Here is a 26399-nt window from a genome sequence, read left to right as displayed (position 1 = left end):
GCCGCCGCCCCCGTGCGGCCGGGGGTGACGGAGGTTACAGCCGCTGCGGTGACCGCTGGCCGGACGGCCGGGGCGGACACCCTCACGGGCGAACTAAAGTCGTCCGTATGACGAGAACCCCGGACAGCGTCGTCCGCTCCTTCATCGACCAGCACCAGCCCGCCTTCCTCGCCGACCTCTCCGAGTGGCTGGGCATCCCCTCGGTCTCCGCCGACCCCGACCGGGCCGGTGACGTGCGCCGGTCCGCCGAGTGGCTGGCCGCGAAGCTGCGGGACACCGGTTTCCCGGTGGCCGAGGTCTGGGAGACGGACGGCCTGCCGGCGGTGTTCGCCGAATGGCCCTCCGGGGACTCGTCCGCGCCGACCGTGCTGGTCTACGGGCACCACGACGTGCAGCCGGCCGCCAAGGAGGACGGCTGGGCCACCGAGCCGTTCGAGCCGACGGTGGTCGGCCGGCAGCTGTTCGCCCGCGGCGCCGCCGACGACAAGGGGCAGGTGTTCTTCCACACCCTGGGCGTCCGTGCCCACCTGGCCGCCACCGGGCGCACCGCGCCGGCCGTCAACCTCAAGCTGCTGATCGAGGGCGAGGAGGAGTCCGGCTCGCCGCACTTCGCCGACCTGGTCCGCCGGGAGGCCGCGCGGCTGGCCGCCGACGTGGTGATCATCTCGGACACCGGCATGTGGTCCGAGACCACGCCGACCGTCTGCACCGGCATGCGCGGCCTGGCCGACGCCCAGATCGACCTGTTCGGCCCGGACACCGACATCCACTCCGGCTCGTTCGGCGGGGCCGTCCCCAACCCGGCCGCGGTCGCCGCGGAGCTGGCCGCCGGGCTGCACGACGCGGACCGGCGGGTGGACATCCCCGGCTTCTACGACGGCGTGATCGAGCTGACCGAGCGCGAGCGCGAGCTCTTCGCCGAGCTGCCCTTCGACGAGGAGCAGTGGCTGCGGGTCGCCAAGTCGTACGGCACCCGGGGCGAGGCGGGATACTCGACCCTGGAGCGGATCTGGGCCCGGCCGACCGCCGAGGTCAACGGCATCTGGGGCGGCTACACCGGCCCCGGCGGCAAGACCATCGTCCCGGCCTCGGCGCACCTGAAGCTCTCCTTCCGGCTGGTCGCCGGGCAGGAGGTGGAGAAGGTCCGGGAGGCCGTCCGGGCGTGGGTGGCCGCGCGGGTGCCCGAGGGCATCCGGTACGAGCTGGTGTTCCCGGGGGCGACCCGGCCCTGCCTGACCCCGCTGGACCACCCGGCGCTGCAGTCCACCGTGCGGGCGATGGGGAGGGCGTTCGAGCAGCGGATCCTGTTCACCCGGGAGGGCGGTTCCGGCCCGGCCGCCGACCTGCAGGACGTGCTGGGCGCTCCGGTGCTGTTCCTCGGCATCTCGGTGCCCTCCGACGGCTGGCACTCGGTCGACGAGAAGGTCGAGCTGGACCTGCTGTCGAAGGGCGTGGAGACGGCCGCGTACCTCTGGGCCGACCTGGCCGAGAACTGGCGGCCGGGAGGCGGCGACGGTGCCTGAGGGCACCGCCGCCCGCCCGGCGGGCGGACCACTCATCCGGATGACGCATTTCACGTGGGGATGGAACAGTTGAGCACCGTGCCTGAGACCGATCGCCCGCTGCACCTGGCACTGGCCCGGGCCGGGGTGGACCGGGCGGCGCAGCACCGGTTCGACGAGCCCTGGCTCGCGGCCGCGTGGAGCCACCCGACCACCAAGGTGCTGCCGATCGCGGGCGGCGAGGCGTTCGTGGTGGACACCGGGGCGGGCACCGAGCTGGTCCTGCTGCCCTCCTTCGAGGCACCGCAGACCGGGGACCGCTACTTCCTCGGCACCGACGAGGACGGCGTCTCGTACTTCGCGCTGGCCGGCGAGTCGCTGCCGGGACGGCTGGACGGCGACGCCCGCCCGGCCGGGCTGCGCGAGGTGGGCGGGCTGCTGTCGGACCGGGACGCCGGACTGCTGGTGCACGCCGTCGCGCTGGAGCACTGGCACCGGCTGCACAGCTTCTGCTCGCGGTGCGGCCACCCGACCGAGAAGGCCGGCGCCGGGCACGTCCGGCGCTGCACCTCCTGCGCGGCGGAGCACTACCCGCGGACCGACCCGGCGGTGATCATGATGATCACCGACGAGGAGGACCGCTGCCTGCTCGGCCGCCAGGCGCTCTGGCCCGAGGGCCGCTGGTCGACCCTGGCGGGCTTCGTCGAGCCCGGTGAGTCGATCGAGCAGGCGGTCGTCCGGGAGGTCTTCGAGGAGGCCGGGGTCCGGGTGGCCGAGGTCTCCTACGTGGCGAGCCAGCCGTGGCCGTTCCCGTCCAGCCTGATGCTCGGCTTCATGGGCAAGGCCGACCCGGTGGGGACGGAGATCACCGTGGACGGCGAGGAGCTGGCCGAGGCGCGCTGGTTCTCCCGCGAGGAGCTGAAGGCCGGCATGGCGGCCGGCGAGATCCTGCCGCCGTCAGGGATTTCGATCGCGCGTCACCTGGTCGAACTCTGGTACGGCGGGCCGCTGCCCTCGGCGGCGCGCTGGTAATTCCCCGGATTGGGGGCGTGCGGCCAATGCCGTGCGCCCCCATTTCCGTTCCACGCCCGCTTTCGAGTCCGGCGATCAGGCGCCCGATGCGGCCGAACGGGTGATCCTGGCGGATATTCCGAGGCCGTTGCGGTCGGATGTTCGTATCCGGAGGGGCCGGTTCCTGCGGCTGGTCCGGCGCTCCGGACGGGCGCCCCGCGCGGGGCGGCGGCGATCCCGGCCGACATTGCCCGAATCGGCTGAAACGACGTCACCGCCCTCGCTACATTCACTCGGGTGACAATCCCCCGGGGCACCGCCCAATCCCCCAAATACCAGCGCCTCGCCGCCGATCTGCGCCGCCGGATCGCCGAGGGCGAGTTCACCGCCCAGGCCGCCCTGCCGGTCGAGAGCGAACTGGAACGCCAGTACGGAGTCGCCCGCAACACCGTCCGGCTGGCCGTCGACGTCCTGGTCAACGAGGGCCGGCTGGTCCGCCTCCAGGGCAAGGGCACCTATCTGCGGGAGCACCCCGTCCTGGACCACCGGGCCTACGGCCCCGTGCTGCGGTCCGTGCCGCGGGACCCGCTGGTCGGGCTGCGGGACTGCCTGGCGCTGCCCTCCGCCGTCTACCGGGGCGAGGCGGCCGAGGCCGGACGGGAGCTCACCGTCGACTTCGAGATGATGATCGTCCGGGCCCGGGGCGACATCGCCGAGCGGCTCGGACTGCGGGCCGGCGAGGCCATCGTGGTCCGGCGCCAGCTGCGGCTGCTGGACCGCGAGCCCTACTCGATCGAGGAGAGCCACTACCGGGCCGGCCTCGCCGCCGGCACCCCGCTGATGGAACCGGACCAGATCGAGGGCGGCGACGAGTCGGTGCTCGCCACGCTGGGCCGCACCGAGATCGGCGCCGTCGACCACCTGGTGGCGCGGATGCCCGGACCGGAGGAGGCACAGTGGTTCCAGGGCGGCCCCGGGGTGCCGCTGGTGGTCCAGACCCGGGTGACGTACGACCGGCGCGGGCCGGTCCGGGTGATCGAGACGCGCTACTCCGCCGACCGCAGCCGGCTGGTCTACGGCGTCGGCGACCTCGCCGCCCGCGCCGCCCAGCTGCCGGCGCCCGCCGCCCCGGTCGACTCGGCCCGGTCCGACGCGCCGTGACGCGCCGGACCGGGCCGTCGTGCCCGGGAGCGGGTCAGGCCGCGAGGGCCTTCTTGACCTGCAGCAGGCTCGGGTTGGTCATGACGACCTGCTCGCCGCCGCCCTCCGGCACCACCAGCACGGTCGGCACGGTCTGGTTGCCGTTGTTCACGGACTCGACGAAGGACGCCGAGGCCGGGTCCTCCTCGATGTTGATCTCGGTGTAGCCGATGCCTTCACGGTCCAGCTGGCTCTTGAGCCGGTTGCAGTAGCCGCACCAGGTCGTGCTGTACATCGTGACGCTGCCGGACATCGAGGGGACTCCTTCGGAGAGGGGGCGTGCGGTCGCGCGGGACAACGCTCGCAAGGCGCGTGTCATTCCGTCTCCCGGGCCTCGGCCCGCCCCGGGCGCCCGGACCGGTGCCGACGGTCGCCGCTCCGTGGCCCCTCGTCCCCCGGGGCCTCCTCGCTCGTCCCCTGCGGCACCGGCGCGCCCCGTCGGCCGCGCACGCCGTGGTGCGCAGCGATCATCCTGCGATCACACCGCTCCTGTGGACAACTCCTCCCGGGTTGTCCCACCGGGCTGAGAGGATGGAACGCATGCAGGAAGACCTCTTGAGCGGCAGCCCGTTCGACTTCGGCGGTGCCGGGCCCGCCACCGGCCCCGACGCGGTGCTCGCCGGGCTCGACCCCGAGCAGCGGGCCGTCGCCACCGCCCTGCACGGGCCCGTCTGCGTCCTGGCCGGCGCCGGGACGGGCAAGACGCGCGCCATCACCCACCGGATCGCGTACGGCGTGCGCAGCGGCGTCTACCAGCCCGCGCAGGTCCTCGCCGTCACCTTCACCGCCCGCGCGGCGGGCGAGATGCGCGGCCGGCTGCGCCAGCTCGGCGCCGAGGGCGTCCAGGCCCGCACCTTCCACGCGGCCGCCCTGCGCCAGCTCCAGTACTTCTGGCCGCGCGCCGTCGGCGGGCCGGTGCCGCAGCTGCTGGAGCGCAAGGTCCAGTTGGTCGCCGAGGCCGCCGCGCGCTGCGGGCTGCGGGTCCAGCGCACCGAGCTGCGTGACCTCACCGCCGAGGTCGAGTGGGCCAAGGTCACCCAGATCAGCCCCGAGGACTACCCGACCGCGGTGCAGAAGTCCGGCCGCGAGGCCCCGCGCGACCCGGCCGAGACGGCCCAGGTCTACCGCGTCTACGAGGAGACGAAGACCCGCCGCGGCGTCATCGACTTCGAGGACGTCCTGCTGCTCACCGCCGCCATCCTGGAGGACCGGTCGGACATCGCCGACCAGGTCCGCGCCCAGTACCGGCACTTCACCGTCGACGAGTACCAGGACGTCTCCCCGCTCCAGCAGCGGCTGCTCGACCAGTGGACCGGCCCAGGCGGCGGGGCCAGCCTCTGCGTGGTCGGCGACGCCAGCCAGACGATCTACTCGTTCACCGGCGCCACCCCCGACTACCTGCTGAACTTCCGCACCCGCCACCCCGAGGCGACGGTGGTCAAGCTGGTCCGCGACTACCGCTCCACCCCCCAGGTCGTCCACCTGGCCAACGGGCTGCTCGCCCAGGCCCGCGGGCAGGCCGCCCGGCACCGGCTGGAGCTGGTCTCGCAGCGCGAGGCCGGCCCCGAGCCGGTGTACACCGAGTACGAGGACGAGCCGACCGAGGCCGAGACCACCGGCCGCCGGATCCAGGAGCTGCTGGCGGCCGGCGTGCGCGCCAGCGAGGTCGCGGTGCTCTTCCGCACCAACGGGCAGTCCGAGGTCTACGAGCAGGCGCTCTCCGACCTCGGTGTCCCCTATCAGCTCAAGGGCGCCGAGCGGTTCTTCGAGCGGCCCGAGGTGCGCGACGCCGGGGTGCTGCTGCGCGGCGCCGCCCGGGCCGGCTCCGATCCGCTCACCGACGGCGCCCCGGGCCTCGCCGCGCAGGTCCGCGCGGTGCTCGCCACCCGCGGCTTCACGGCCGAGCCGCCGGCCGGCTCCGGCGCGGTGCGCGAGCGCTGGGAGTCGCTGGCCGCCCTGGTCCGGCTGGCCGAGGAGTTCGAGCGCGCCCAGGCCGCCGCCGGGGGGCCCGCCGACCTCGCCGCCTACGTCGCCGAGCTGGACGCCCGCGCCGCCGCGCAGCACGCGCCGGCCGTCGAGGGCGTCACGCTGGCCTCGCTGCACGCCGCCAAGGGCCTGGAGTGGGACGCCGTCTTCCTCGTCGGCCTCACCGAGGGCACCCTGCCGATCATCTACGCCAAGACCGACGAGCAGGTCGAGGAGGAGCGCCGGCTGCTCTACGTCGGCGTCACCCGGGCCCGCAAGCACCTCTCGCTCTCCTGGGCGCTCTCCCGCTCCCCGGGCGGCCGGGCGAGCCGGAAGCCGACCCGGTTCCTGGACGGGCTGCGCCCGGGGTCCGGCGCGCCGGGTGCACGCTCCGGGGGCCGGGGCGTGCGCGGCGGCGTCGAGCCGGGCGAGCGCCAGGCCGGCCGCCGGGTGCGCGGCCCGGTCACCTGCCGGGTCTGCGAGCGGGTGCTCACCGAGGCGGTCGAGCGCAAGCTGCGCCGCTGCGAGAGCTGCCCCTCGACGATGGACGAGGCGCTGTACGAGCGGCTGCGCGAGTGGCGGGCCGGGCAGGCCCGGAAGCAGGGCGCGCCGGCCTACGTCGTCTTCACCGACGCGACGCTGATGGCGATCGCCGAGGACGTCCCCGCGAGCCGGCAGGAGCTGGCGGTGATCTCGGGGGTCGGCGCGATGAAGCTGGACAAGTACGGGGCCGCCGTGCTCTCGTTGTGTGCGGGGGAGGAGCCCGAGGAGGATCCGGTCGACGTCGTGGACGGCGAGCCGGGCGAACCGGCCTGAGCCGGTCCTGGGCGATGCGAGGCGGTGCCGTTCGGCGCCCGGGAACTCATCGGGAAACTCGCCGGAAAAATAGTTTGCGCGCCGTACCGGGAGCGCAATAGCCTGCCGGAGCGGTCAAGGGGACGCGATCGCACGGGGTGACGCCCGTGCCGTGTCCTTGTGCGCCCGCCGACTTAGCTGCACCACAGAGCTTCACCTGCACCACCGAGACAGACATCCGAACAGTTCGGAGCCCGGGAGACCAGGCTCCGCGAGACGCCGAGAGGAGGCGAAGGCAGTGGAAACCACCATGATCACCAAAATGACTGGCCAGACCGTCGTCGCTACCTCCCTGCGTGCCGCCCGCCTGAGGGCTCTCGCCGTGCTGGGCGGAACCGGTCTGGGTCTCGACGCCACCGGTGTCTCCGTCGTCCCCGCTTCCCTCGCCTCCGCTGTCAGTGGTCTCGGACACACTGACCTCTGCGGCACGGGCATGGAGCGCGGTATCGGCGGCACCTCCGTCGAGGCCGGTCTGTCCCGTGACTGGGCCTCGGTCGAGCTTTCGCGCTCCCTGCGTGATGAGCGACCGACCCAGGCACCGAAGGCGGCCGTAGCCGCTGCCAAGCATGGCGGCTATGCGCAGGTCATCGGTGCCGGAAACGCCCAGAAGCAGAACAAGCAGCAGATCATCACGGCCACGGCCGCCTTTACGGGCGCCACGGCCATCCGGATGCGGGCCTTCCGCGGGCCTGAACCCTGGAGAGAACGAACCTGAGTCAGCCTCAGGTCGGCACCTCCAGGGCCGCGGAACCCGTCACACCGGGATCCGCGGCCCTTCTGTTTTGTCCGGTACGCAAGACCACCCAGGCCCCCCGGGGCCTCCGGCCCAGCCCCACCAGTCAGCTGGCCGGACCCACTGAGAAGACGAGGAAGACGCCCACAGTGTCCACGGTCATCACGCCGCCCACCCCGTCCGTACCGACGACAAGTCAGACCACCAAGGCCGACCAGGCCGACCCCCCGGAGGTTTCCCTGATGCAGCTCACCACGATCGAGCAGGCCGAGGCGCTCGGTCTCCCCATCCCCTGCCGCGCCTTCGACCCGGAGGTCTTCTTCGCGGAGACGCCGGCCGACGTCGAGTACGCGAAGTCCCTCTGCGGCACCTGCCCGGTCAAGGACGCCTGTCTGACCGGTGCGCTGGAGCGGCGCGAGCCGTGGGGCGTCTGGGGTGGCGAGCTCTTCGTCCAGGGCGTCGTCGTGGCCCGCAAGCGGCCGCGTGGCCGTCCGCGCAAGACCGAGGTCGCGGCGTGAACCCCGCGCTCGGAGCCGAGGCCGTCCGCCGGGGAGAGCAGCCCCCGCTGGACACCGCCCTCCGCCGCTCCGTGCGAATCGCCGCCGCCAAGGCCGACGCAGCCCGCACCGTCCACTTCCCAGCGCATCACCACGAGCAGGACCACCACATGACCGCCGCCGCCATCGATCCGACCGTCCGCGCCGAGCAGACCACCGAACTTCAGATCCAGAACAGGACCCTCGAAATGCAACTCCTCCACGAATCCCTGGCCCGGGCCCATATGCAAGAGCGCCTGCAGGAGGCCGAGCACGAACGGCTCGTCTCCCGGGTCGTCCGCGCCCGGCGGCTCAAGCAGAAGGCCGAGCGGGCCTCGCTGCGGGCCCGCAAGGCCATCGCCGTCGCGCTGATGTAGCGCCCGGAGCCGGAGAGCTTCACCCCCGTCGCGCCGCAGGCCGCTCCCCCGAGTGGGGAGCGGCCTGCGGCCGTGGTGCCGTCGGGCTCAGACCCTCGGGGCCGGCTCGAACTCGGGGAGCCAGCGCAGCATCTCCGCCCGGAACGGCGCGTTGGCACCCAGCTGGCAGAGCACCCCGATGGTGCTCAGGGTGACCCGGTGGATCAGCAGGTAGGCCGGAGGCAGGTTGAGCTGCTTGCCCAGGTTGTACGCGGGCGAGCGCGGATCGGCGATGCGGGCCGCCTGGGCCCGCATCCAGGCTCTGGTGAAGTGGAAGGTGTCCACCGTGGCCGGCTCGATGATCGGCAGCAGGTAGTCCAGCACCGCGTCCGGGTCCAGTTCGATCGAGGGCTTGACGAAGCCCTCCTCGCGCAGCATCTCCAGGACGCCCGCCGCGTCGCCGTCCAGCGCCATCCGCAGCGAGGCGCCGATCGGGGCGGGCAGCCCGCCCGGCAGCCGGTCCACGGTGCCGAAGTCCAGCACGCCCAGCCGCCAGCCGGCGGCCGGGCCGTCGTCCTTCAGCAGCCGGAAGTTGCCCGGGTGCGGGTCGGCGTGCAGCAGTCCGGTCCGGGACGGGCCGGCGAACAGGAACCGGGCCAGCAGCTGTCCCGCCCGGTCGCGCTCCTCCTGGGTGCCGCCGGAGATCACCTCCGCCAGCGGGGTGCCGTCCATCCACTCGGTGACCAGCACCTGGTCGGCCTGCGCCACCACCCCGGGCACCACGATGTCCGGGTCCTCGGCGAACTCCTCGGAGTGCCGGCGCTGGGCCTGCGCCTCCAGCTCGTAGTCCAGCTCCTCGGCGACCCGCTCGCGCAGCTCGGTGATCAGCGGCTTGATGTCGAGGCCGGGGATCAGCGGACCGAGCAGCCATGCCACCCGGCTCAGCTGCGAGAGGTCCGCCAGCAGGGCGTCGCCCGCGCCCGGGTACTGGACCTTGACGGCGACCGTACGGCCGTCGTGCCAGACCGCCTTGTGCACCTGGCCGATCGACGCGGCGGCCGCCGGCCGGTCGTCGAACTCCAGGAACAGCCCCCGCCAGTCCTTGCCCAGCCGCTCGGCGAGCGCCGCGTGCACCTTGGCCGCGGGCATCGGGGGAGCGGCGTCCTGCAGCTTGGTCAGGGCCGCCCGGTAGGGGCCGGCGACCTCCTCCGGCAGCGCAGCCTCGAAGACGGACAGCACCTGCCCGAACTTCATCGCCCCGCCCTTGAGCTCGCCGAGGACCTTGAACAACTGGTCGGCGGTGGCCTGCTGGAGCTCGGCCGTCACCACGTCGGCCGACCGGCCGCCGATCCGCTTGCCCAGACCGAGCGTGGCTCGACCCGCGATCCCCAGGGGCAGGGCGGCGAGCCGTGCCGTGCGGGTCACTGCCTTGCGCGGAAGATCGCTCACCCGGGCCTCCATTCACACGCCCACGGCACCCCGTCGTCGGGGGCCGACCGTCACTACGCCATTGTGCCCGCTGACCTCCCCGGCCCCGGCCCGGATCTCCGGACCCGCCGAGCCGGGCGCCGCTCAGCCGAAGCCGGCGACCGCTCGGGAATCCGCTGCCGGGCGGCGGCCCCCCGGGCCGGTCGCCGCGTCCGGCGGCGTCCGGGCGATCGCCGGGCCGCAGGCCGGGCCGCCGACGCCCGGCCCGTCGGCGCCGGCCGGCCGCGCAGGGTCGTCCCATGGTGGGCGATCCGCCCGGCCCGCGCGACCGTGATTCGAGTCACACCGCCGGGAGGGCGGCGGATTCGGGCGGGGCCTCAGCCCGGCGGCAGGGGCTGCCACAGGCAGCCGCAGTCCGGATGCCCCTTCAGCCGGAGCCGGCGGGCCATGCCGTCCGCCGCCGAGACCTCGCACCAGCCGTTCACACTGGGCGCGCGGAGCCCGTCGAGGTGGAGCCCGACGTGCAGGGCGGCGAGTCCGGCCACGGCGGTGGCGAGCGCCGTGTCGCAGGCCGGGGTACGGGCCCGGCCGGGGCCCTCGTCGGCGAGCTGGGCGAGCAGCCGGGGCCAGGCCGCGTCCTCGTCCTCGCGGGCGAGCACCAGGCAGTGGCCGCAGGCCGAACGGCCCGGCACCACCAGTGGGCCGACCACGCCGATCTCCTCGACCACCCCGACGTACAGGTGGGGGACGCCGCCGCGCAACAGCTGCCGTGCGGCGGGCGTGCCGCCGGCGAAGGCGCCGCTGCCGTCCCGGGGCGCCAGCACCACCAGGTCGGGCGGGCGCCGGTCGGGGCCGTGTCGCGGGCCGGACGGTGCCCGCCGGGCCGAGGCCCGGTCGACGGCCTCGCGGGCGGCGGTGGCCCGCAGCCGACCGACGTCGGACGCCGGCAGCCCGGCAGGGGAGCAGTCCCCGGGCCGGACGCGGCCGCGGTCCGCCAGGGTGACCGTGCCGGTGCCGCCCGCGGCGAGGACGGCGGCGATCGCCGCGCCGACCCGCCCGGCGCCGTGGACCTCCACCCGGTGCTCGCTGCGCCGGGCCAGGACGGCGGGCCCGGCGCCCGGGCCGGAGTGCACCAGCGAGAGGGAGGCGAGATCGGGGCCGAGCAGCTCCCGGAGCGGCTGGGGGAACCGGTCCAGCGCGGCGCCGGCGGCGTCGGCGTCGTCGAGCAGCCCGGTCCGCTCCAGCCGGTCGAGCAGGGCGCCGGCCGGCTCCCGCCCGAGGCCCACCCGCTCGCCGGCCTCCAGCAGGGCGGCCCGGTCGCGCGTCCCGTCGAGCAGCTCCAGGAAGTCGCGCAGCGTGGCGTCCACGTTGTCGAGCACCCCGGCGTAGCGCTGGACGGTGCCGAACTGCAGGGTCCCGGAGTCCCTCCAGCCGCGGGACAGGGCGGGCTTCAGGGCGAGGCGCACGGCGGCCTCCCTTCCGATCGTTTCCGGACGGCTGCCGGTGTGACTCCTGACGTTAGTTTGCGAAGCGGGTCCCGGGTTCTCCCTGTGGATAACTCGCCACGCAGGAGCCGGTTCCGAACGCAGTTTGCGAGTGGTCCGACCGTTAGTTTGCGAGTCGGGCGTGGCGGCGGTCACCGACAGTGATGAGTTCTTTGTTCGAGGGCTTCACCAGGTCGCGCGCGTACTGCTCCAGCGCGGGCGGGAGGCGCCGTAAGGAGACCTGGGCCGAGTCTGTTCGAGCCGCCGTGCGAGGCGGATCTCGATGGTCATCGAGTTGCCCCGGCGGCCTGAGGGGGAGAACGGCGGGTGGAAGTAGGGGGGTGAGGCCGCATCGAGGAAGGTCCGTGTCGGCGGCTGGCCCGTCGAGGCTGGCCGCTGATTAGGTCGAGCCACAAAAATACATTGTGCGGCACTTTGAGAGTCAGTGGCTTCGTTTGAACGTGACCTCGATCGAGGCCTCAACGCCTGCCTCGGCAATAAAGGCGATTGCGCCCTGGGCGTGAACGCCCAGACGGACCGTGATCTCATCGACCCGGAAGCCGCCATCTTTTCGGGCTTCTGGTTGGGTCTTTTCTTGCGCTGCAACCAGATTGAAAACTTGGCTGCAGATATCGTTGTAGGATTTCTCGTCGAGATGGACATCCGCGAGCTCGGTTCCCTTTCGTAGTACCACCCGTTTGACCTTGTCCAGTCTCTTCCCCTCCTGTTGAAATGTCTCATCCTCGGATCCTCCAAACTGATCCGAAGCAATCTCTTGCGACTCCACCTCCTCCCATACCGGAATCATGATCTTCACGGTGCCGGGTGCCGGCTTCTCATTCTGCTCGCTCATGAATAGAATTCCATTCCCATGAGTGCCTCAAGGTGCTCTGCCGAGAGCCCCACACCACCAGTTGGGTATGAAACTGCCTGGGCAGAGGATGATGTATATGACCCTAGATAAATCCCGACGATATCTCCATGGGTTGATGAGATGAGCGAACCTGAATCGCCAGGAACTCCCTGCGTATCCATCGCAAAGCGCAATGGAAAATGGGCCGAGCTTAGCTGGCCGAAGGTGCTGGCGACCTCCCAGATGGTCGCCGAAACGGTGCCTCCTGCTAGCTGGGGAAAACTGACAGCGAGCCCAGGTACGGCAGGGGTGACCGTCAGTTTAGACCGGTTGGTGAGAGGCTGTGATGTGCTTACGACTGCCGCGTCAATGCAAACTGAGGCCTGGTCGACAACCTGGCCGACGCCACCATCTGAGAATACCGCATTGTTCCGGCTTGATCGCACAACATGCGCAGCCGTTAGCCAGCCCTCGCGAGGATTCGGTCTCTTAATTCGAGAGCGCGCCCAACAGGCAACCGAACCTCCCGGGGCGGACGTCACCGAAACGTGCTCTTCGAAGAAGACGGTGCGCCACACGACCGGAAAGCGGAAGCGTTCCTCGATGGTGAGAACGGCGATATCTCGTTCCTGTTGTTCGGTCGGCTCGACCGTGGAGTACATGATCACGCCGAAGGTTCCAGGGTCAACGCGGTCCAAATCCGGATCGAGAAAACCGACGCCCGCGTACTGGAATCCGGGAGTTAGCCCTTCGGCTGGGATGACGGCGATGTATTCGTTCGTGACCTCGGAAACTCGCAACGTCCAATAAGCGGACTTTCGGAGCTGGCTCGGCAGCCTGCCCATCATGCGGTCGAGTCGCGCTGCATTCTCGTCGGAGAGCTGCCAGGAATCCGGAATGGGGGGCAGCCCCTCCAGCCAATGTGGATCAACAGGAGCCACGGGACTGACCTTTCTTTGGTCGGACCTTCCTCTCGATCTTGTACACAGCCTCTAGGTGTTGGCTTCTCCTGATAGGCCATCGGGGTGCGCTGGAGCGTCGGGTTACTTGCTAGCGGGCTTGACTGCGATGGCTTCACACTCGCGATCGAAGGTGATGACGAACTGATCGAAAAGCCAGGCTGGCCAACGAGGCCGTGACCTGCTGGCCGCGTTCTGGGCAGCGCGAGTCTTGAAGCTATGCCCTGCCACCGTGAGCGTCACGTCGTGGAAATAGGCATGGTGTGGTTATGGCTGCGTGGCTTGACTTTGCAAGGTAGTTGCGGTGATGGGTGTGGTGGTGATCGCCGATAGTGGTGGATTGCTTTGTTCGAAGGACATCACCATGTCGCGCGCGTACTGCTCCAGCGCAGGCAGAAGGACGCGGTAGGGAGACTTGGGCCGAGCCTGTTCGATCAGTCGGGCGAGGCGGACCTCGGCGGTCATGGAGTCGGCTCGGCGGCCTGCGGGGGAGAACGGCGGGCGGAAACAGGGGGCCAGGCAGTATTCGCTGCCGGTGACGCGCCGCCAGATGAGAGCGGAGAGGGCGTCGTGCAGGCGAGCTGAGGGGACCGGCGGTTGTCGTCCGTTGGCGGTGACGAAGAGGTCGCGTAGCTCTTCGAAGGCTTCGCGGCCGAGGTGCCAGGCCGCGAAATGCTGCCGGCGGAGCCGGTAGTCGGCGCGGTGGTCGGGCGGCAGCGATGCCAGATGCTCGGCCAGCCGGGCAAGGCCTTTGCGAAGTTCTGCCGCGTCTGCGCGGGTGTCCTGCTTGATGGTTGGCGTGTCCTCGGTCTTCAAGAGGTCTGTGCCGGGCGGGAGACCGAGGTAGTCAACGGCCTGCTGGGCATCCAGGCCGGAAGCGGCCTGGACGAGCTGGATGGCGAGGGTGCGGCGGAGCCGGCGGATCGCCGAGGTGACCGAGAGGGACGGGTCGTCACGGAAAATGCGGACCCAGTGTTCGGGCAGCTCCTGGGGGATCTGCTCCGGACGGTAACCGTGCTGCTGGTCGAGCTGGACCGGCAGGAACGAGGGGATGACCCGGGCGCGTGACCAGACGTCTGCGGGAAGGATCCGGCGGGGCCGGACGGGGAAGAGGGACGGGATGGCCTCGGTGACCTGAGCGCGGAAACCGACGGATGCGTCGTTGCTGAGGATTCTCCAGGTCTTTCCCCAGCGCTTGAAGTCGCGGTCGGGAATCTGCCCGGTGATCCGGCGGAGTTCGGATAGCAGTTCCGCGGCGGGCAGCTGGAGCAGACGGTCTGCGGCGGACAGCACCGCTGCGGTTCCCAGAGTCGAGCGTGGGAGAAAAGACCAGGTCAGGCCTCTGTCCCAGAGGATCCGATGGGGGACCGAGCCGGCCATGCGCGCGTCCTGGTCGGCGAGGTGCTCCTCGACGGCCGCGGCGTGCGAAGGGGCCATCGCGGGTGCCGAAACTGGCCAGGTCGCCAGGACGATCGAGGTGGCGACCTGGAGGTCGGCGAAGGCCTCGAAGGCGCGGGCCGGTTCGACCTGGGGCGTGAGGAGATGGTCGAGGCGCTCTTGCAGGCGGGCGAGTTCCGGCGTCAGGGCGATGCTCGGCAGGCTGCCCGGCTCGTCGAGGCGCCGGCCGCAATCGCCCAGGGAGCGGCGGTGGCTGCGGCAGCAGGCGGGGTGAAGGCCGGACAGGCCCGGCCAGGCGACCAGCCCGACCCTGGCGAACTCGTCTCCAGTGCTGTCGAAGCCGACCGGAACACGGCAGTCGGGGCAGCGGTGCTCCAGGAGGATGTTGTGCTTGAGACAGGCGAAGCTGGTGGCCAGCCGCCAGCGCAGAAGCCAGGGGCCGCCGTGACGCTGCTGGATCGGCGATCCGTCCCCGGCCAGGCAGGCCGGACAGTAGCGGCTGTGGGAGGACAGCACCCACGGCGGGAAGACGCGTCGGCCGCGGGGAGCCCTGTTCGGGTCCTTGGGTGAGATCAGCGCGTGGGCGATCGGCGGATAGCGGTCGATCAGCGGACGCAGGGTGAGCTGGTCGGCGATCTCGGCGGACGTCCCGGTGACCTGGGCGAAGCGCTCGCGCTTGCTGGCGTCAAGCAGGAACAGGTAACTGGCGGCAGCCTGATGGGCTGTCGGGTTGGCGCCGGCAAGACCGCATCGCCAGAGCATCAGCCCAGGGGGAGAGTCCAGGCGATGGCCCAGCCGCAGCAGGAAGCCGGGAAGACTCTCTCCCGGCAGCGGGATGAGCGACCGGGGCAGGCGGGCAGTCGGAGGGGGCATGGATCAGCCGGCCGATTCGGTCGCTGCCTGCGGGCCGTGGTCGTCGAAGACCGTGTTCCGGCCGCGACTGCGGCGCTGGCGGGCCGGCCGTGCGGCGGGTTCGGGCGGAGCCTGCGGGTCGAGCTCGTCTGGTGCCAGATCCGGGTCGTCGCGGCGGACCACGATCTCGTCCAGCAAGGACTCGTCGAGCATCTCCCGGCCGTTGTCCATGGCCTCCTGGCAGCCGTCCTCGATCAGACGGCCCAGAAGCCCGACGACTCCGCCGGTGCGGCGCATCAGATACTCCGGCATGGTGCCGCCGGTGAGCATCCTCGGCTTCGCCTTCAGCAGTCGCAGGTGGGCCTCGACGCCGTGCAGATGGGCGAGGAACGCCTGGATCTGGTCGCTGGTGGTGTAGCGGAAGCGGTCCATCTCGACCAGCTCGAAGCGGTGCTCGGTCTGGGTGAGCTCCAGGCCGTTGACCCGACTGGTCTCCAGCGGCGGCATGACCCACTGCCGTTGCTTCGCGCTCCACTTCGCCTCGCGTAGCAGCCCGGTGCCGGGGATGTTCACCCCCGTGAGGATCAGCGTGACGTTCAGGCTCATGAAGGCGCGGATCAGGTCGAGGACGTCCTGGTCGTCCGCGCGGTGCATCCGCAGCCGGCTGATGTCGTCCAGGACCAGCGCCCTGACACCATGGTCTCGCAGAGAGTCCGCGACCATCTGGACCAGGCGGGGCAGCGTCGCCGACGCGCGCATGTCGGCGCCGAAGAACCGCAGGATGGCCGCGCACGTGCTCTTCGGCGTCGCGGTCACCGGGGTGGAGACATAGACGACCGGCGCGTGCAGGTCGGCCGTGCCCGGGACGGCGGCCGGGTTGAGGAAGTCGTGAAGCTGGAGCCAGGAGTCCTCGAATGCCGCGCAGACCGCGCTGACCGTTGCGGTCTTGCCGTAGTGGCCGAAGCCGCTGACCATCACGCCGGCCAGCGTCGGGTCGTCTTGTTTGAGCGCGTTGCCGTGCAGCCGGCGCTTGATCAGCCGGGTCACCTTCGCCGCCATGGGGGTCTGCTGCAACGGCAGGTTGACGTTCGTCAGACGGCGGAAGGTGTCGTAGTCGAACCGGCGGGCGTCCGCCAGCGTCGACCACTGGCGTGGCGTCAGCTGCGGCGGCGGGACCAGCTCGGCGCGGGTGAGTCGGTAGTGCTGCCAGCCCTCGAAGGTGTCGCGGTGCGGCCGGGGCCGAAGGATCAGCTCGGCGATCCGCCCCCGCGAGGGCCAGCCCTCCAACGGATCGCCCGACTTCGGTGCTGTCACGTGTTCTCCCGTGGTTCATCGCCCGCCCGATCGTCGGGGGCGGCGGCCGGTAGCAGGAACAAGTTGCCGCGCAGGGACTCCTCCAGCAGCGGGGGAGCGACCAGCGCGGCGGGCGCGGCCCGCTCCCGGCGACGGCGCCGGTCGGCGTCGACCGCCCGCTGGACCGTCCGCGCGTGCCGGTCCCAGGGCTCAGCCATCACCTCCGGCGCATCGGAAGCGGCCTGGGGACGAGGGTGGTCGGCGGCTGCCGCCTGGGCCCGGGCGTGCTCGCGGGAGCGCGCGGCCCGCTCCTTCTTCGTGGCCTGGGTCGGCCAAGCAGCGACCGGGGTGACCGATCCCAGCAGCTTCAGCAGGACCGGCAGCAGGTCGGCGTCCGTGCCGGGCGCCAGGCCCGCCCGCCGCACCTCGGCGAGCAGGTCGGCTGCGGTCTTGTCCGAGAAGGCGGGCACCTCGCCCTCCGGCGGCAACCCGTTCCAGCGAAGTGGGTGCCAGAGGTCGTGGTCGTCGGGGTCCTGGAAGAACACCGTCCGCCGGTCGCGCCGGTCGCTCCCAACGACCCACTTCCCGGCGTGCTTGCCGCCCCGGTCGGACGGCTGCTGGTAGCGGGACTGTTTGAGGACGTCGCCGCGATACCAAAGGCCGAGGATCTTGACCCCGCGGTGCGGGTTGACCTTGACGTAGTGCCTTCGCAGGAGCCGGTAGTAGAGACTCGGCTCGGGAATCCGCAGGGAGAAGCCGCCCTGCTGCATCGCGGCGGCGAAAAGCGAGTTGGGGCTGTGGCGCTCGCCCGGTCCCCAGGCGGGGGCATACTCGCCCAATTCGCGGTTTTGCCAGATCCGGACGACCCAGGACGCGATGAGGTGTTCCATCTGGGCGAACGTCAGCACCGCGTCCGCTTCCGGATCACTCCCGCGGTCTGCGACGTCCGTGCCGGTGAAGCCGAGAAGGTGCTCGAACAGCAGCGTCTTGAACGTGGAGAACGCGCGTTCGACGGCGAACTTGTCGGTCGGCCGAAGCGCCCTGGCGGGCAGGATGTTGCAGCCCAGCTCGCGCTCGGCCGCCACCAAGTCGTGGCTCTTGTAGGAGCTGCCGTGATCGGTGGTGACCGTCTCCGGGGTGAAGAACGGCAGGGCCGCGACGTCGTGGCCGGCGAACTCGGCGACGATCTCGGCCGGGACGCCGGGATAGGGCCAGGCCATGTCCTCGCCCCAGCCCTGGCGCATCGGCAGGGGCAGCATCACGTCCCGCAGCAGCATCGCGATGTCGACCGACTGATCCGCCTGCGGGGTGAGCCGGAAAGCGGGGACCGAGTGCGTGAACAGGTCCAGGCCGATCGTCAGCGTCGCCCCGACGGGCTCGCCGAACACGGACTCGCGCAGCTTGACCGGCAACGGAGTCGAGTCCAAGGCCAGGACCTGTCCGGGCCGGTGGACCACGACCCGGGCCTCGACACCAGCTTCGGCGGCGGCAGTTGCCGACCGCAGGTAACGCTGGCGCCCGCCCGCCGGCCCGAACCACTCCTGCCAGACGGCCGCGAACGTGTCCCGGCAGGGCACTTTCTCTGGCGGGAAGTCGGGGAACTTCTCGCGGATGTACTGGTGCAGCAGCCTGTGCTTCGCGCTCATGCTGATGCGTGAACGACCCTCGCACTCCTTGCGGACCGCGAAGATCCCTTCCCGGATCTCCTCAGTGATGCTGCGGCGCGGACCCCGCCGCCGGGTCCACCGGCCGTCTGCGCAGGCCAGCACCAGGTCCTGCGGCGGGACCGTCGACAAGCCTTGGAGCGTGCGAAGTCCCAGCTGGGAAAGCCCCAGCATGGCCGCCTCATCCGGCGGCATCGCCTTCAGCTCGACCACCTTCGCCAGCCGGCGCTCGGTCAGCGTCGTGCGGGCCGGATCGTAGGCGGGACGGGGCTCGCCCGGCCGGGCCAGCGACGCGTCCCCGTCCCGGAACCCGGTCACCGCCTCGCGGACGTGCTCGGCCCGCAGCCTGGCCCGCCGCAGCTGGTCCCCGGTCAGGTCGGCCAGGCCCGGAGGCTGGACCCCCGGTCCCGCCGCAGCCTCGGGCGACGCCGCCCGACCTGCCCGGGCATCCGGGTGGTTGACCAGCCAGGCGATCGAACGCGTCTGGGATCCGCCGTCCCGATCGGTCAGCGTCAGCCGCCCGAACTGCGGCTCGATCTCCGTGACCGTCCACTCGACACCGCCCAGGAGCACCACGACCCCCGGTGCCAGGGTGAGCGCTCCGCGCCCGGCCGCCATCACGCGCCCCCGACGCGGGCCGGCCAGACCAACGAGCCGTCACCCAGCGGCTGCCCCAGGTCGACGCCGAGACGTCGGTGCCAGAGCAGATGCGTTGCATGAGCCCGTGCGATCACCGGCCACCTGGTCGCGGCGACCAACTCCCTGAACAGCAATGGACCGGAGGCCACCGCCGTGATCAGCTCGCCCTCCAGCCCGAGCCGGTCCGGCAGCGGGCGGCGCTGGGACGACAGGTGATCCAGCGAGGGCACCACGTTCTCCCGCCAGGCCGCAACCACCGAGTAGCGCCAGCCGCAGGAAGCCGCGGCCTCCCGTGCTGCGGCGAACTTCACCGCATCGTCCGGCCCGATCAGCCGCTGTGGACGGACGTCGAACAACCACAGCCCTCCGCCCGGCATCAGCGCCAGGAAGTCCGGGACGTGACGGCTCCGGCCGTCAGCGTGCTCGAAGTCCAGCTCGAACGGCTGCGGCAGCACCTCCACCACGCCCGCGAAGTCCAGCGCGAGCAGTAGCCGCTGTTCCTCCAGTGACTCGAACCCGTGGTGCCGCCCCGTGGAAACCATGAACTGCAACCCGGGCCGATGGCCCTGCCGGGCCCGCCAGGTGAACCGCCGCACAGGCCTCGACGACAACACCGGAACAGCCGCCATGTCCCGCAGCGGCCACGAGACCTCACCCCCGCCAACCAGCCACGTCCCGACCCAACGCCGCAGCCAGTCACCACCCAGGTGCAGACGACCGCGTACGGAACCGTCACCCGTGTACGGAACCAGCAGCTCGTCCAAGCCGCACAAGTCGGACCCGATCAGGGAGGTCCTCGCCGAAGTGCCCACCAGCCCACAACAGCACGGCCACGAACCTCACAACGGCCGAATACCGCACATGATCACTACTCAACGTGACGCGATCGACTCGCAGACCACCACTCGCAAGATAGGGATCGGATTCGCAAGCTATCGATCGGAGTCACAGCCGGCAGGATGCCCGATCGTTCGGGCCCCGTGCGCCGGGTTGTCCACAGGTCCGGACTCATGATCACAAGATCCGTTCGCACGCCCTGTGGATAACCCGCCGGTCGGTCAGGGGTCGGGTTCCGGACACCTGCCGTCGGCTTTTCGTTCCCGATCACTCCACGAAAGATTTCGGCCACGGCAGCGGACTTCTGTCAGTGGTACCGGGTAACGTCGTGTGCCATGGCAGCCGAACGGGACTCCCATCCCCCGGCGTCGCGTCGGCGTGCCCGTGCAGCGTCCGGGTCGCAGGTGGCGGCGCCGAGCACGCGCGGGCGCCCGGACCAGCGGCCGAGCTCCGGGGACGCCCCGCCGACCGCCCCGCACGCGGACGGCCACGCCGACCGGCACCCCGACCGCTCCCGGGTCGAGGTCCGCCGCAGCGCCCGTCGCAGCCGCACCGTCTCCGCGTACCGCGAGGGCGACCGCACCATCGTGCTGATCCCGGCCCGGATGTCGCACGCCGAGGAGCAGCGCTGGGTCGCCCAGATGCTGGAGAAGCTGGCCGCCCAGGAGAGCCGCCGGGTGCTGGGCGACGACGCCCTGGCGGCGCGGGCGCGCGAGCTGTCCGCCGACTACCTCGGCGGCCGGGCCCTGCCGCTGCAGGTCCGCTGGGTCACCAACCAGAGCTCGCGCTGGGGCTCCTGCACGCCCAGCGAACGGACCATCCGGCTCTCCCACCGGCTGCAGGGCATGCCGGAGTACGTCGTCGACTACGTGCTGCTGCACGAGCTGGCCCACCTGTTGGTGCCGGACCACGGACCCGCCTTCTGGGCGCTCCTGGAGGCCTATCCGCGCACCGAGCGGGCCCGCGGCTACCTGGAGGGCGTGGTGTCGGCGGCGCGGCTGCCGCACATCCCGGGGGCCCGGCACGCCGGTCCGCAGGACCCGGACCCCGCCGACTCCTGCGGCTGACCGGCCGGCCTCAGGAGTCAGGCCGGGCCGACCGTCCGGATACGTGGAAGGGGCGCGGACCATGCCGGTCCGCGCCCCTTCGCAGGGCCGCACCCCGGCGTCAGCCGGTCAGTTTCCGGGCTCGCGCCACCAGGTCGCGCACCGAGTGGTCGGTCAGCTCGGGCAGGCGGTCGTAGTCGAACCAGCGCAGGTCCAGCGACTCCTCGCTGATCAGCGCCTGCGCCCCGGGCGGGGCGACCGCGATGTACTGGACGTCCAGGTGGGTGTTCTCCGGCTGGTCCTTGCCGGTGCAGCGGACCTGGTGCCGGTCGAGCCTGGCCGGCACCGGCAGGCCGTCCGCGGCCAGCAGCACGAGGTCCGGGATGCCCGACTCCTCGGTGGCCTCGCGCAGCGCGGCCGAGGCCAGGTCGCGGTCGCCCGGCTCGCAGTGGCCGCCCATCTGCAGCCACCGGCCGACCTTGGGGTGCAGCGTGAGCAGCACCCGCCCGGCGGCCGGGTCGACGACCGCGGCGCTCGCGGTGACGTGCGCGGGCAGGCAGGAGCGGAACAGGCCCTCGGGCTGCTCGGCGAGGTGGGCGAGGTAGTCCCGGCGCAGCAGCTCCTGCTCCGGGTCGGCCGGGTGCCAGCGGTCCAGGGTGGTGACGGCGTCCGCGTGCAGGGCGGAGGAGCCCGTCTCGGTGGGCGTCATGCGGTGGGCTCGCCCTTCCCGTCCTCGTCGTCCTTCTTCTGCAGGTCCGGCTTCGCGGCGCCCGGCGCGCTGCCCGCGGCGGCCTCGCCGAGCAGCTTGTCGATGGCGTCGAAGTCGAGGCCGCCCTCCAGCCCGTGGGTGGCGCCCCGGTGCACGAAGGCGTCCGGGTCGTCCAGGTCGGCGGCGGTGGGGAGCATGTCGGGGTGCTGCCAGAGGTCGTCGCGGCCCTCGATGCCCCGGGCGTCGGCGAGCAGCGCCCAGAGCCGGGAGGCGTCGCGCAGCCGGCGCGGGCGCAGCTCCAGACCGACCAGGGTGGCGAAGGTCTGCTCGGCGGGTCCGCCGGCCGCGCGGCGGCGGCGGACGGTCTCGCGCAGCGCCGCGGACTGCGGCAGGTGCGGCTCGGCGGCGGCGTGGACGACCGCGTCGACCCAGCCCTCGACCAGCGCCAGTGCGGTCTCCAGCCGGGCGAGCGCGGCCTTCTGCTCGGGGGTGTCCTCGGGCTGGAGCAGGCCGCCGGCCAGGGCCTCCTGGAGTGCCTCGGGGTTGCTCGGGTCGAGCTGGCCGACCAGCTCCTCCATCCGCGAGGTGTCGACCTTGATGCCGCGGGCGTAGGCCTCGACGGCGCCGAACAGGTGGGCGCGCAGCCACGGCACGTGGGCGAAGAGGCGCTGGTGGGCGGCCTCGCGCAGGGCGAGGTAGAGGCGGACCTCGTCGGCGGGGACGTTCAGGCCCTCGCCGAACTCGGCGATGTTCTGCGGCAGCAGCGCGGCCCGGCCGGCCGGGGCGAGCGGGAGGCCGACGTCGGTGGAGCCGACCACCTCGGCGGCGAGCGCGCCGAGCGCCTGGCCGATCTGGGTGCCGAACATGGCGCCGCCCATGGAGCGCATCACGCCCATCAGCGGGCCGGCCATCGCCTGCATCTCCTCGGGCAGCACGCCGCCCATGGCGTTGCCGACCCGCTCGGCGACCGGGTCGACGAGGTCCTTCCAGACCGGGAGGGTGGCCTCGATCCACTCGGCGCGGCTCCAGGCGACGGCGGTGCCGGCGCCGGAGGGGAACTCGGTGGCGCCGTCGAGCCAGAGGTCGGCGAGGCGCAGCGACTCGTCGACGGCGGAGCGCTCGGCGGCGCTCACCGACCGGTCCTTGCTCTTGCCCTCGGCGGGCTCGGCCACCACGGTCTGCCGGGCGATGTCCTTGGCGAGGTCCCAGTTCACCGGGCCGCCCTCGAACGAGAGCATCTGCCCGAGCTGCTGGAACGCTGCGCCGAGGTCGTTCGGGTTGAGGCCGCCGAACATCGCGGCGAACGGGTTGTCGGCGCCGCCGGGGCCGCCGGGGCCGCCGGGGCCGCCGGGCGCGCCGGGGCCGCCGGGCATGCCCATCCCGAACAGCGCGCCGAACGGGTTGCCGGCGAAGCCGAACGGCTGCGGACCGCCCTGGTCCTTCTTCTGCTCGTCGCCGGGCCCGCCCTTGGCGTCCTCGGGCTTGGCCTTGCCGTCCTCGGGCTCCTCTGGCGGAACGCCGAATCCGAAGGGAAGGTCGCTCACGGGGTCCTCGATCCGGTCGGCCGTCATGCGGGTGGTGGCGGTAGGTCTGCGGGCCCGGGGCGGTCGGCGGAGCGGGGGAACTCGCGGCCGGTGGGCGGCTCCCGCGCGGCTGGCCCGCGCCGGGTGCACCGCCGGGCCTCCGCCTCGGGCAGGATGGACGTACGTGACACACGTACGTACGCACATAAGCTAACCGTGGAGGATGGCCGGTGAGTTCCCCGCCCTCGGACGTTCGCTCTGGGCTGACCGGAGGAGAGGACGCCCCGAACACCACGGCGTCGCCGCCTCCAGCCTACGGCGGTAGGCCGCTGACCGTGGCCGTCACGGGCGCCGCCGGGGTGCTCGGCGAGCGCGTCGCGGCCCGCCTGGTGGCCTCTCCGGGGGTCAAGAAGGTCCTCGCGGTCGACGACCGCCGGGGCGAGGTGCCGGGCGTGCAGTGGCGCATTCTCGACGTTCGCGACCCCGCGGTGGCCGAGCGGCTGGCCGGCGTGGACGTGGTGGTCCACCTGGCGATGGACCTCGGGATGGAGTCCGACCCGCGCGCCCGCAGCGCCTACAACGTGCGCGGCGCGCAGACCGTCCTGACCGCCGCCGCGGCGGCCGGCGTGCACCGGGTGGTGCTCTGCACCTCGGCGATGGTCTACGGTGCGCTGGCCGACAACGAGGTGCCGCTGGCCGAGGACTCGGAGCTGCGGGCCACCGAGGAGGCCTCGCTGGTCGGGGACCTGCTGGAGATCGAGCGGCTGGCCCGGCGGGCCCCGCGCGCCCACCCGGGCCTGCAGGTGACGGTGCTGCGGCCGGCCGTGGTGGTCGGGCCGGGCGTCGACACCGTGCTGACCCGGCACTTCGAGGCTCCCCGCCTCCTGGTGGTGGCCGGGTCGCGGCCGTGCTGGCAGTTCTGCCACGTGGACGACCTGGCGACGGCGCTGGAGTACGCGGCGCTCGGGCTGGTCGAGGGCGAGGTGACGGTCGGCTGCGACGGCTGGCTGGAGCAGGAGGACGTGGAGCGGCTGTCGGGCATCCGGCGGATGGAGCTGCCGGCCTCGCTGGCGCTGGGCACCGCCGCCCGGCTGCACCGGCTCGGCCTGACCCCCGCACCGGCGGGGGACCTCGCCTACACCATGTACCCGTGGGTGGTCTCCGGCAGCCGGCTGCACGAGGCGGGCTGGCGGCCGCTCTACACCAACGAGCAGGTGCTGGCCGAGCTGCTGGCCCAGGTCTCGGGCAAGCACGCGGTGGCCGGGCGCCGGCTGGGCGGCAAGGAGGCCGCCACCAGCCTGGGTGCGGCCGGGGCGACGGTGGCGCTGGTCGGTACGGCGGCGCTGGTCCGGCGGGCGCGCAAGCGGCGCCGCTTCTGAGGCCGCCCGAGTCCGTGCGCCCGAGCCCGTCCGTCCGCGTCGCGCCGCCGGGCCCGGCGGCCTGAGTCCGCCGCCGCGGACCGCCGGGTAGCCGGGGCGCCGGGGCCGCGCGGACCGTCGCCCCGGCGCCCGGTGTCCGCAGACACCCTCTTCTCACGATGCGAAATTTCGCAATCGTGATACGGAACCCCCTTGTCCTAACCGGCTCCGGATGGGGAATCATTGGGGGCATGTCCGAGAACCACGACCCCATCCGCCTGCTCGCCATCCGTGACACCCCGCTCTCGCTCGACGAGGTGTACGACGCGGTGGGCGACGACGCGGCCGGCGGTACGACCGTCTTCGTCGGGACGGTCCGTGACCACGACGGCGGCAAGTCGGTGGCCGCGCTGGAGTACAGCTGCCATCCCACGGCCGAGCAGGAGATGCGCCGGATCGCCGAGAAGGTCGTCGCCGACTTCCCGGTCAAGGCGCTCGCCGCGGTGCACCGCATCGGACGGCTGGAGATCACGGACAAGGCCGTGATCGTCGCCGTCTCCTGCGCCCACCGGGGTGAGGCCTTCGCCGCCGCTCGCCGGCTGATCGACGACCTCAAGCACGAGGTGCCGATCTGGAAGCACCAGGTCTTCTCCGACGGCGAGGAGGAGTGGGTCGGCGCCGGAAGCTGCTGACCTGCCCGAACGCCGTCGGCACGCAGGCGCGCCGGGCCCTCACTCGAACGGGTGTGGCCCGCTGCGCCGAATACTCCTTGGCAGTGAGCCGATCGGCCGTCCCGTAACCCGGACGGCGCTGTCCGCGTTGTCTGGCGGGGTGGTTAATCTGCTCATAGACACGACGAGCTGGGAGTACTGACATGGCTGTGCTCGCCTGGTTGATCATTCCGGTTGTCGCCGCACTGCTCGCCACCGTCTGGGCGGGCTGGGCCCAGCGCGCTCCGCGAGCCACCGGGGACCCCGCCTCCCTCGCCGAACACCGGCGCTTCACGGCCGCGATGGAACGTTCCACCGTCGGCGGCGGCCGGAGCGAGGGCTCGGGCCGGTAGCCCGGGGGGCGCCGCGTCACCCTCGTCCCGTACTGTCGAGGCATGCCACGCCGCTCTGCGACGATGCTCGCCGCCACCCTGCTGCTCATAGCGCTGCTCTGCGTCTCGGTGCTGATGAAGGTGCCGTACACCGAGATGAGCCCGGGGCCGACGTACAACACGCTCGGGGTGCAGGAGAAGACGGGCACGCCGGTGATCACCGTCACCGGCCACGAGTCGTACCCGGTGAGCGGGCACCTCAACATGACCACCGTCCAGGTCACCGGGGCCAAGTACGAGCCCAGCCTGGTCAACGCGGTGGTCGGGTGGCTGCGGGACGACGTCCTGGTGGTGCCGCACGACAACGTCTACCCGAAGGGGCAGACGGACGCGGACGCCAAGAAGCAGAACGCCGAGGAGTTCGCGCTCTCCGAGGACCACGCGCGCACGGCGGCGCTCACCCAGCTCGGCATCCCGGTCGGCAACGAGCTGATCGTCCAGTCGGTCACGGCCGGCGCCCCGGCCGAGGGCCGGCTGCACGCCGGCGACCGGATCGTCGCCGTCGACGGCGTGCCGGTGACCGACGCGGAGGGCGTGGCCAAGGCCGTCACCAAGCACCAGCCCGGCGAGTCGGTGGTCTTCACCGTGGTGCCGATGGCCAAGGACGCCGCCAAGACCGATCCGTCGGCGGCCCGCGCCGACATCACCGTGCCGACCGTGAAGTCCCCGGACACCGGCAGCGCGATGGTCGGCATCCGCCCCGGCGTGCGGCACACCTACCCGTTCCAGATCGACATCGGCCTGCAGGACGTGGGCGGCCCCAGCGCCGGGCTGATGTTCTCGCTCGGCATCATCGACAAGCTGACGCCCGAGGACCTCACCGGCGGCCGGTTCGTCGCGGGCACCGGCACCATCGACGACGCCGGCAAGGTCGGCCCGATCGGCGGGATATCCATGAAGCTGATCGCCGCCCGGGAGGCCGGGGCCGAGTACTTCTTCACCCCGGCCGCGAACTGCGCCGAGGCGGGCAAGAGCATCCCGTCCGGACTGACCCTGGTCAAGGCCGAGACGCTGGACGGCGCGCTGAAGTCGCTGGAGCAGATCCGCTCCGGCCAGACCTCCGCGCTGCCGTCCTGCGCCAAGTAGCCGGGCGGCC

Annotated in this window: 23 protein-coding genes; 12 read left to right on the top strand and 11 right to left on the bottom strand. The window is 72.2% G+C overall.

Annotation, left to right across the window (positions count from 1 at the left end; translation table 11 throughout):
- Window positions 1-107: 107 nt before the first annotated feature.
- The 3 genes from ACF9IK_RS13570 to ACF9IK_RS13560 all read left to right on the top strand — a co-directional run bounded on the left by ACF9IK_RS13570 (window position 108) and on the right by ACF9IK_RS13560 (window position 3674).
- On the top strand, window positions 108-1523 hold the full coding sequence (locus ACF9IK_RS13570) for a dipeptidase (RefSeq protein ID WP_395294468.1): 1416 nt from the start codon (window positions 108-110) through the stop codon (window positions 1521-1523).
- A 60-nt stretch (window positions 1524-1583) separates the two neighbouring features.
- A complete protein-coding gene (gene nudC / locus ACF9IK_RS13565) occupies window positions 1584-2534 on the top strand; it encodes an NAD(+) diphosphatase (protein WP_395294467.1) in 951 nt (316 codons plus the stop codon).
- Window positions 2535-2810: 276 nt separating this feature from the next.
- Window positions 2811-3674, top strand: a complete 864-nt coding sequence (locus ACF9IK_RS13560; RefSeq protein ID WP_395294466.1) for a GntR family transcriptional regulator — start codon at window positions 2811-2813, stop codon at window positions 3672-3674.
- Window positions 3675-3708: 34 nt separating this feature from the next.
- Here the strand turns inward: ACF9IK_RS13560 and ACF9IK_RS13555 are convergent, their stop codons facing one another.
- A complete protein-coding gene (locus tag ACF9IK_RS13555; RefSeq protein ID WP_313765434.1) occupies window positions 3709-3966 on the bottom strand; it encodes a mycoredoxin in 258 nt (85 codons plus the stop codon).
- A 278-nt stretch (window positions 3967-4244) separates the two neighbouring features.
- Here ACF9IK_RS13555 and ACF9IK_RS13550 point away from each other — a divergent pair, with 278 nt between their 5' ends.
- The 4 genes from ACF9IK_RS13550 (at window position 4245) to ACF9IK_RS13535 (ending at window position 8179) form a co-directional block, all read left to right on the top strand.
- Window positions 4245-6494 carry an ATP-dependent DNA helicase UvrD2 gene (locus ACF9IK_RS13550; protein ID WP_395294465.1) on the top strand — a complete coding sequence of 750 codons (2250 nt, stop codon included), beginning with the start codon at window positions 4245-4247 and terminating at the stop codon, window positions 6492-6494.
- A gap of 277 nt (window positions 6495-6771) precedes the next feature.
- A complete protein-coding gene (locus ACF9IK_RS13545; RefSeq protein WP_395294464.1) occupies window positions 6772-7248 on the top strand; it encodes a hypothetical protein in 477 nt (158 codons plus the stop codon).
- Window positions 7249-7415: 167 nt separating this feature from the next.
- The gene (locus ACF9IK_RS13540) at window positions 7416-7784 is read left to right on the top strand and encodes a WhiB family transcriptional regulator (RefSeq protein WP_395294463.1); all 369 of its coding nucleotides are present in this window, start codon (window positions 7416-7418) and stop codon (window positions 7782-7784) included.
- Between the two features lie 149 nt (window positions 7785-7933).
- Window positions 7934-8179, top strand: a complete 246-nt coding sequence (locus ACF9IK_RS13535; protein WP_380236220.1) for a hypothetical protein — start codon at window positions 7934-7936, stop codon at window positions 8177-8179.
- An 87-nt stretch (window positions 8180-8266) separates the two neighbouring features.
- Here the strand turns inward: ACF9IK_RS13535 and ACF9IK_RS13530 are convergent, their stop codons facing one another.
- The 8 genes from ACF9IK_RS13530 to ACF9IK_RS13495 form a co-directional block, all read right to left on the bottom strand.
- The gene (locus ACF9IK_RS13530) at window positions 8267-9607 is read right to left on the bottom strand and encodes an ABC1 kinase family protein (protein ID WP_395294462.1); all 1341 of its coding nucleotides are present in this window, start codon (window positions 9605-9607) and stop codon (window positions 8267-8269) included.
- Between the two features lie 356 nt (window positions 9608-9963).
- Window positions 9964-11052, bottom strand: coding sequence for a ThiF family adenylyltransferase (locus tag ACF9IK_RS13525; RefSeq protein WP_395294461.1), 1089 nt, complete (start codon window positions 11050-11052; stop codon window positions 9964-9966).
- Between the two features lie 460 nt (window positions 11053-11512).
- Window positions 11513-11923: a Pepco domain-containing protein gene (locus ACF9IK_RS13520; protein WP_395294460.1), complete on the bottom strand. Its 411-nt coding sequence runs from the start codon at window positions 11921-11923 to the stop codon at window positions 11513-11515.
- Window positions 11920-12864, bottom strand: a complete 945-nt coding sequence (locus tag ACF9IK_RS13515) for a hypothetical protein (protein ID WP_395294459.1) — start codon at window positions 12862-12864, stop codon at window positions 11920-11922. Before ACF9IK_RS13515 ends, ACF9IK_RS13520 begins: the two co-directional genes overlap by 4 nt.
- Before the next feature lie 285 nt (window positions 12865-13149).
- Window positions 13150-15153: a TniQ family protein gene (locus ACF9IK_RS13510; RefSeq protein WP_395294458.1), complete on the bottom strand. Its 2004-nt coding sequence runs from the start codon at window positions 15151-15153 to the stop codon at window positions 13150-13152.
- 3 nt (window positions 15154-15156) lie between these two features.
- On the bottom strand, window positions 15157-16446 hold the full coding sequence (locus ACF9IK_RS13505; RefSeq protein WP_395294457.1) for a TniB family NTP-binding protein: 1290 nt from the start codon (window positions 16444-16446) through the stop codon (window positions 15157-15159).
- Window positions 16443-18707, bottom strand: a complete 2265-nt coding sequence (locus tag ACF9IK_RS13500; protein WP_395294456.1) for a transposase — start codon at window positions 18705-18707, stop codon at window positions 16443-16445. The genes ACF9IK_RS13505 and ACF9IK_RS13500 overlap by 4 nt, the downstream gene beginning before the upstream one ends.
- Window positions 18707-19357, bottom strand: a complete 651-nt coding sequence (locus ACF9IK_RS13495; RefSeq protein WP_395298565.1) for a TnsA-like heteromeric transposase endonuclease subunit — start codon at window positions 19355-19357, stop codon at window positions 18707-18709. Before ACF9IK_RS13495 ends, ACF9IK_RS13500 begins: the two co-directional genes overlap by 1 nt.
- A gap of 543 nt (window positions 19358-19900) precedes the next feature.
- On the opposite strand from ACF9IK_RS13495, the gene ACF9IK_RS13490 reads away from it, so the two are divergent.
- Complete coding sequence (locus tag ACF9IK_RS13490; RefSeq protein WP_395294455.1) at window positions 19901-20632, top strand: M48 metallopeptidase family protein; 732 nt, start codon at window positions 19901-19903, stop codon at window positions 20630-20632.
- Between the two features lie 100 nt (window positions 20633-20732).
- On the opposite strand, the gene ACF9IK_RS13485 is transcribed toward ACF9IK_RS13490, so the two are convergent.
- Window positions 20733-21320 carry an NUDIX hydrolase gene (locus tag ACF9IK_RS13485; protein ID WP_395294454.1) on the bottom strand — a complete coding sequence of 196 codons (588 nt, stop codon included), beginning with the start codon at window positions 21318-21320 and terminating at the stop codon, window positions 20733-20735.
- Window positions 21317-22864 carry a zinc-dependent metalloprotease gene (locus ACF9IK_RS13480; protein ID WP_395294453.1) on the bottom strand — a complete coding sequence of 516 codons (1548 nt, stop codon included), beginning with the start codon at window positions 22862-22864 and terminating at the stop codon, window positions 21317-21319. The genes ACF9IK_RS13485 and ACF9IK_RS13480 overlap by 4 nt, the downstream gene beginning before the upstream one ends.
- A gap of 209 nt (window positions 22865-23073) precedes the next feature.
- Here ACF9IK_RS13480 and ACF9IK_RS13475 point away from each other — a divergent pair, with 209 nt between their 5' ends.
- The 4 genes from ACF9IK_RS13475 to ACF9IK_RS13460 all read left to right on the top strand — a co-directional run bounded on the left by ACF9IK_RS13475 (window position 23074) and on the right by ACF9IK_RS13460 (window position 26389).
- Window positions 23074-24222, top strand: coding sequence for an NAD-dependent epimerase/dehydratase family protein (locus ACF9IK_RS13475; RefSeq protein WP_395294452.1), 1149 nt, complete (start codon window positions 23074-23076; stop codon window positions 24220-24222).
- Window positions 24223-24452: 230 nt separating this feature from the next.
- A complete protein-coding gene (locus ACF9IK_RS13470) occupies window positions 24453-24893 on the top strand; it encodes a molybdenum cofactor biosynthesis protein MoaE (RefSeq protein WP_395294451.1) in 441 nt (146 codons plus the stop codon).
- Between the two features lie 182 nt (window positions 24894-25075).
- Window positions 25076-25264, top strand: a complete 189-nt coding sequence (locus tag ACF9IK_RS13465) for a hypothetical protein (protein WP_395294450.1) — start codon at window positions 25076-25078, stop codon at window positions 25262-25264.
- Window positions 25265-25306: 42 nt separating this feature from the next.
- Entirely contained in the window at window positions 25307-26389 is a 1083-nt protein-coding gene (locus tag ACF9IK_RS13460; protein ID WP_395294449.1) for a YlbL family protein, read from the top strand.
- Window positions 26390-26399 lie beyond the last annotated feature (10 nt).

The organism is Kitasatospora hibisci, assembly GCF_043950205.1.
Lineage (GTDB): Bacteria > Actinomycetota > Actinomycetes > Streptomycetales > Streptomycetaceae > Kitasatospora > Kitasatospora hibisci.
The sequence above is the reverse complement of the archived record's forward strand: the minus strand, read 5'-3'. Positions and strand labels throughout refer to the sequence as shown.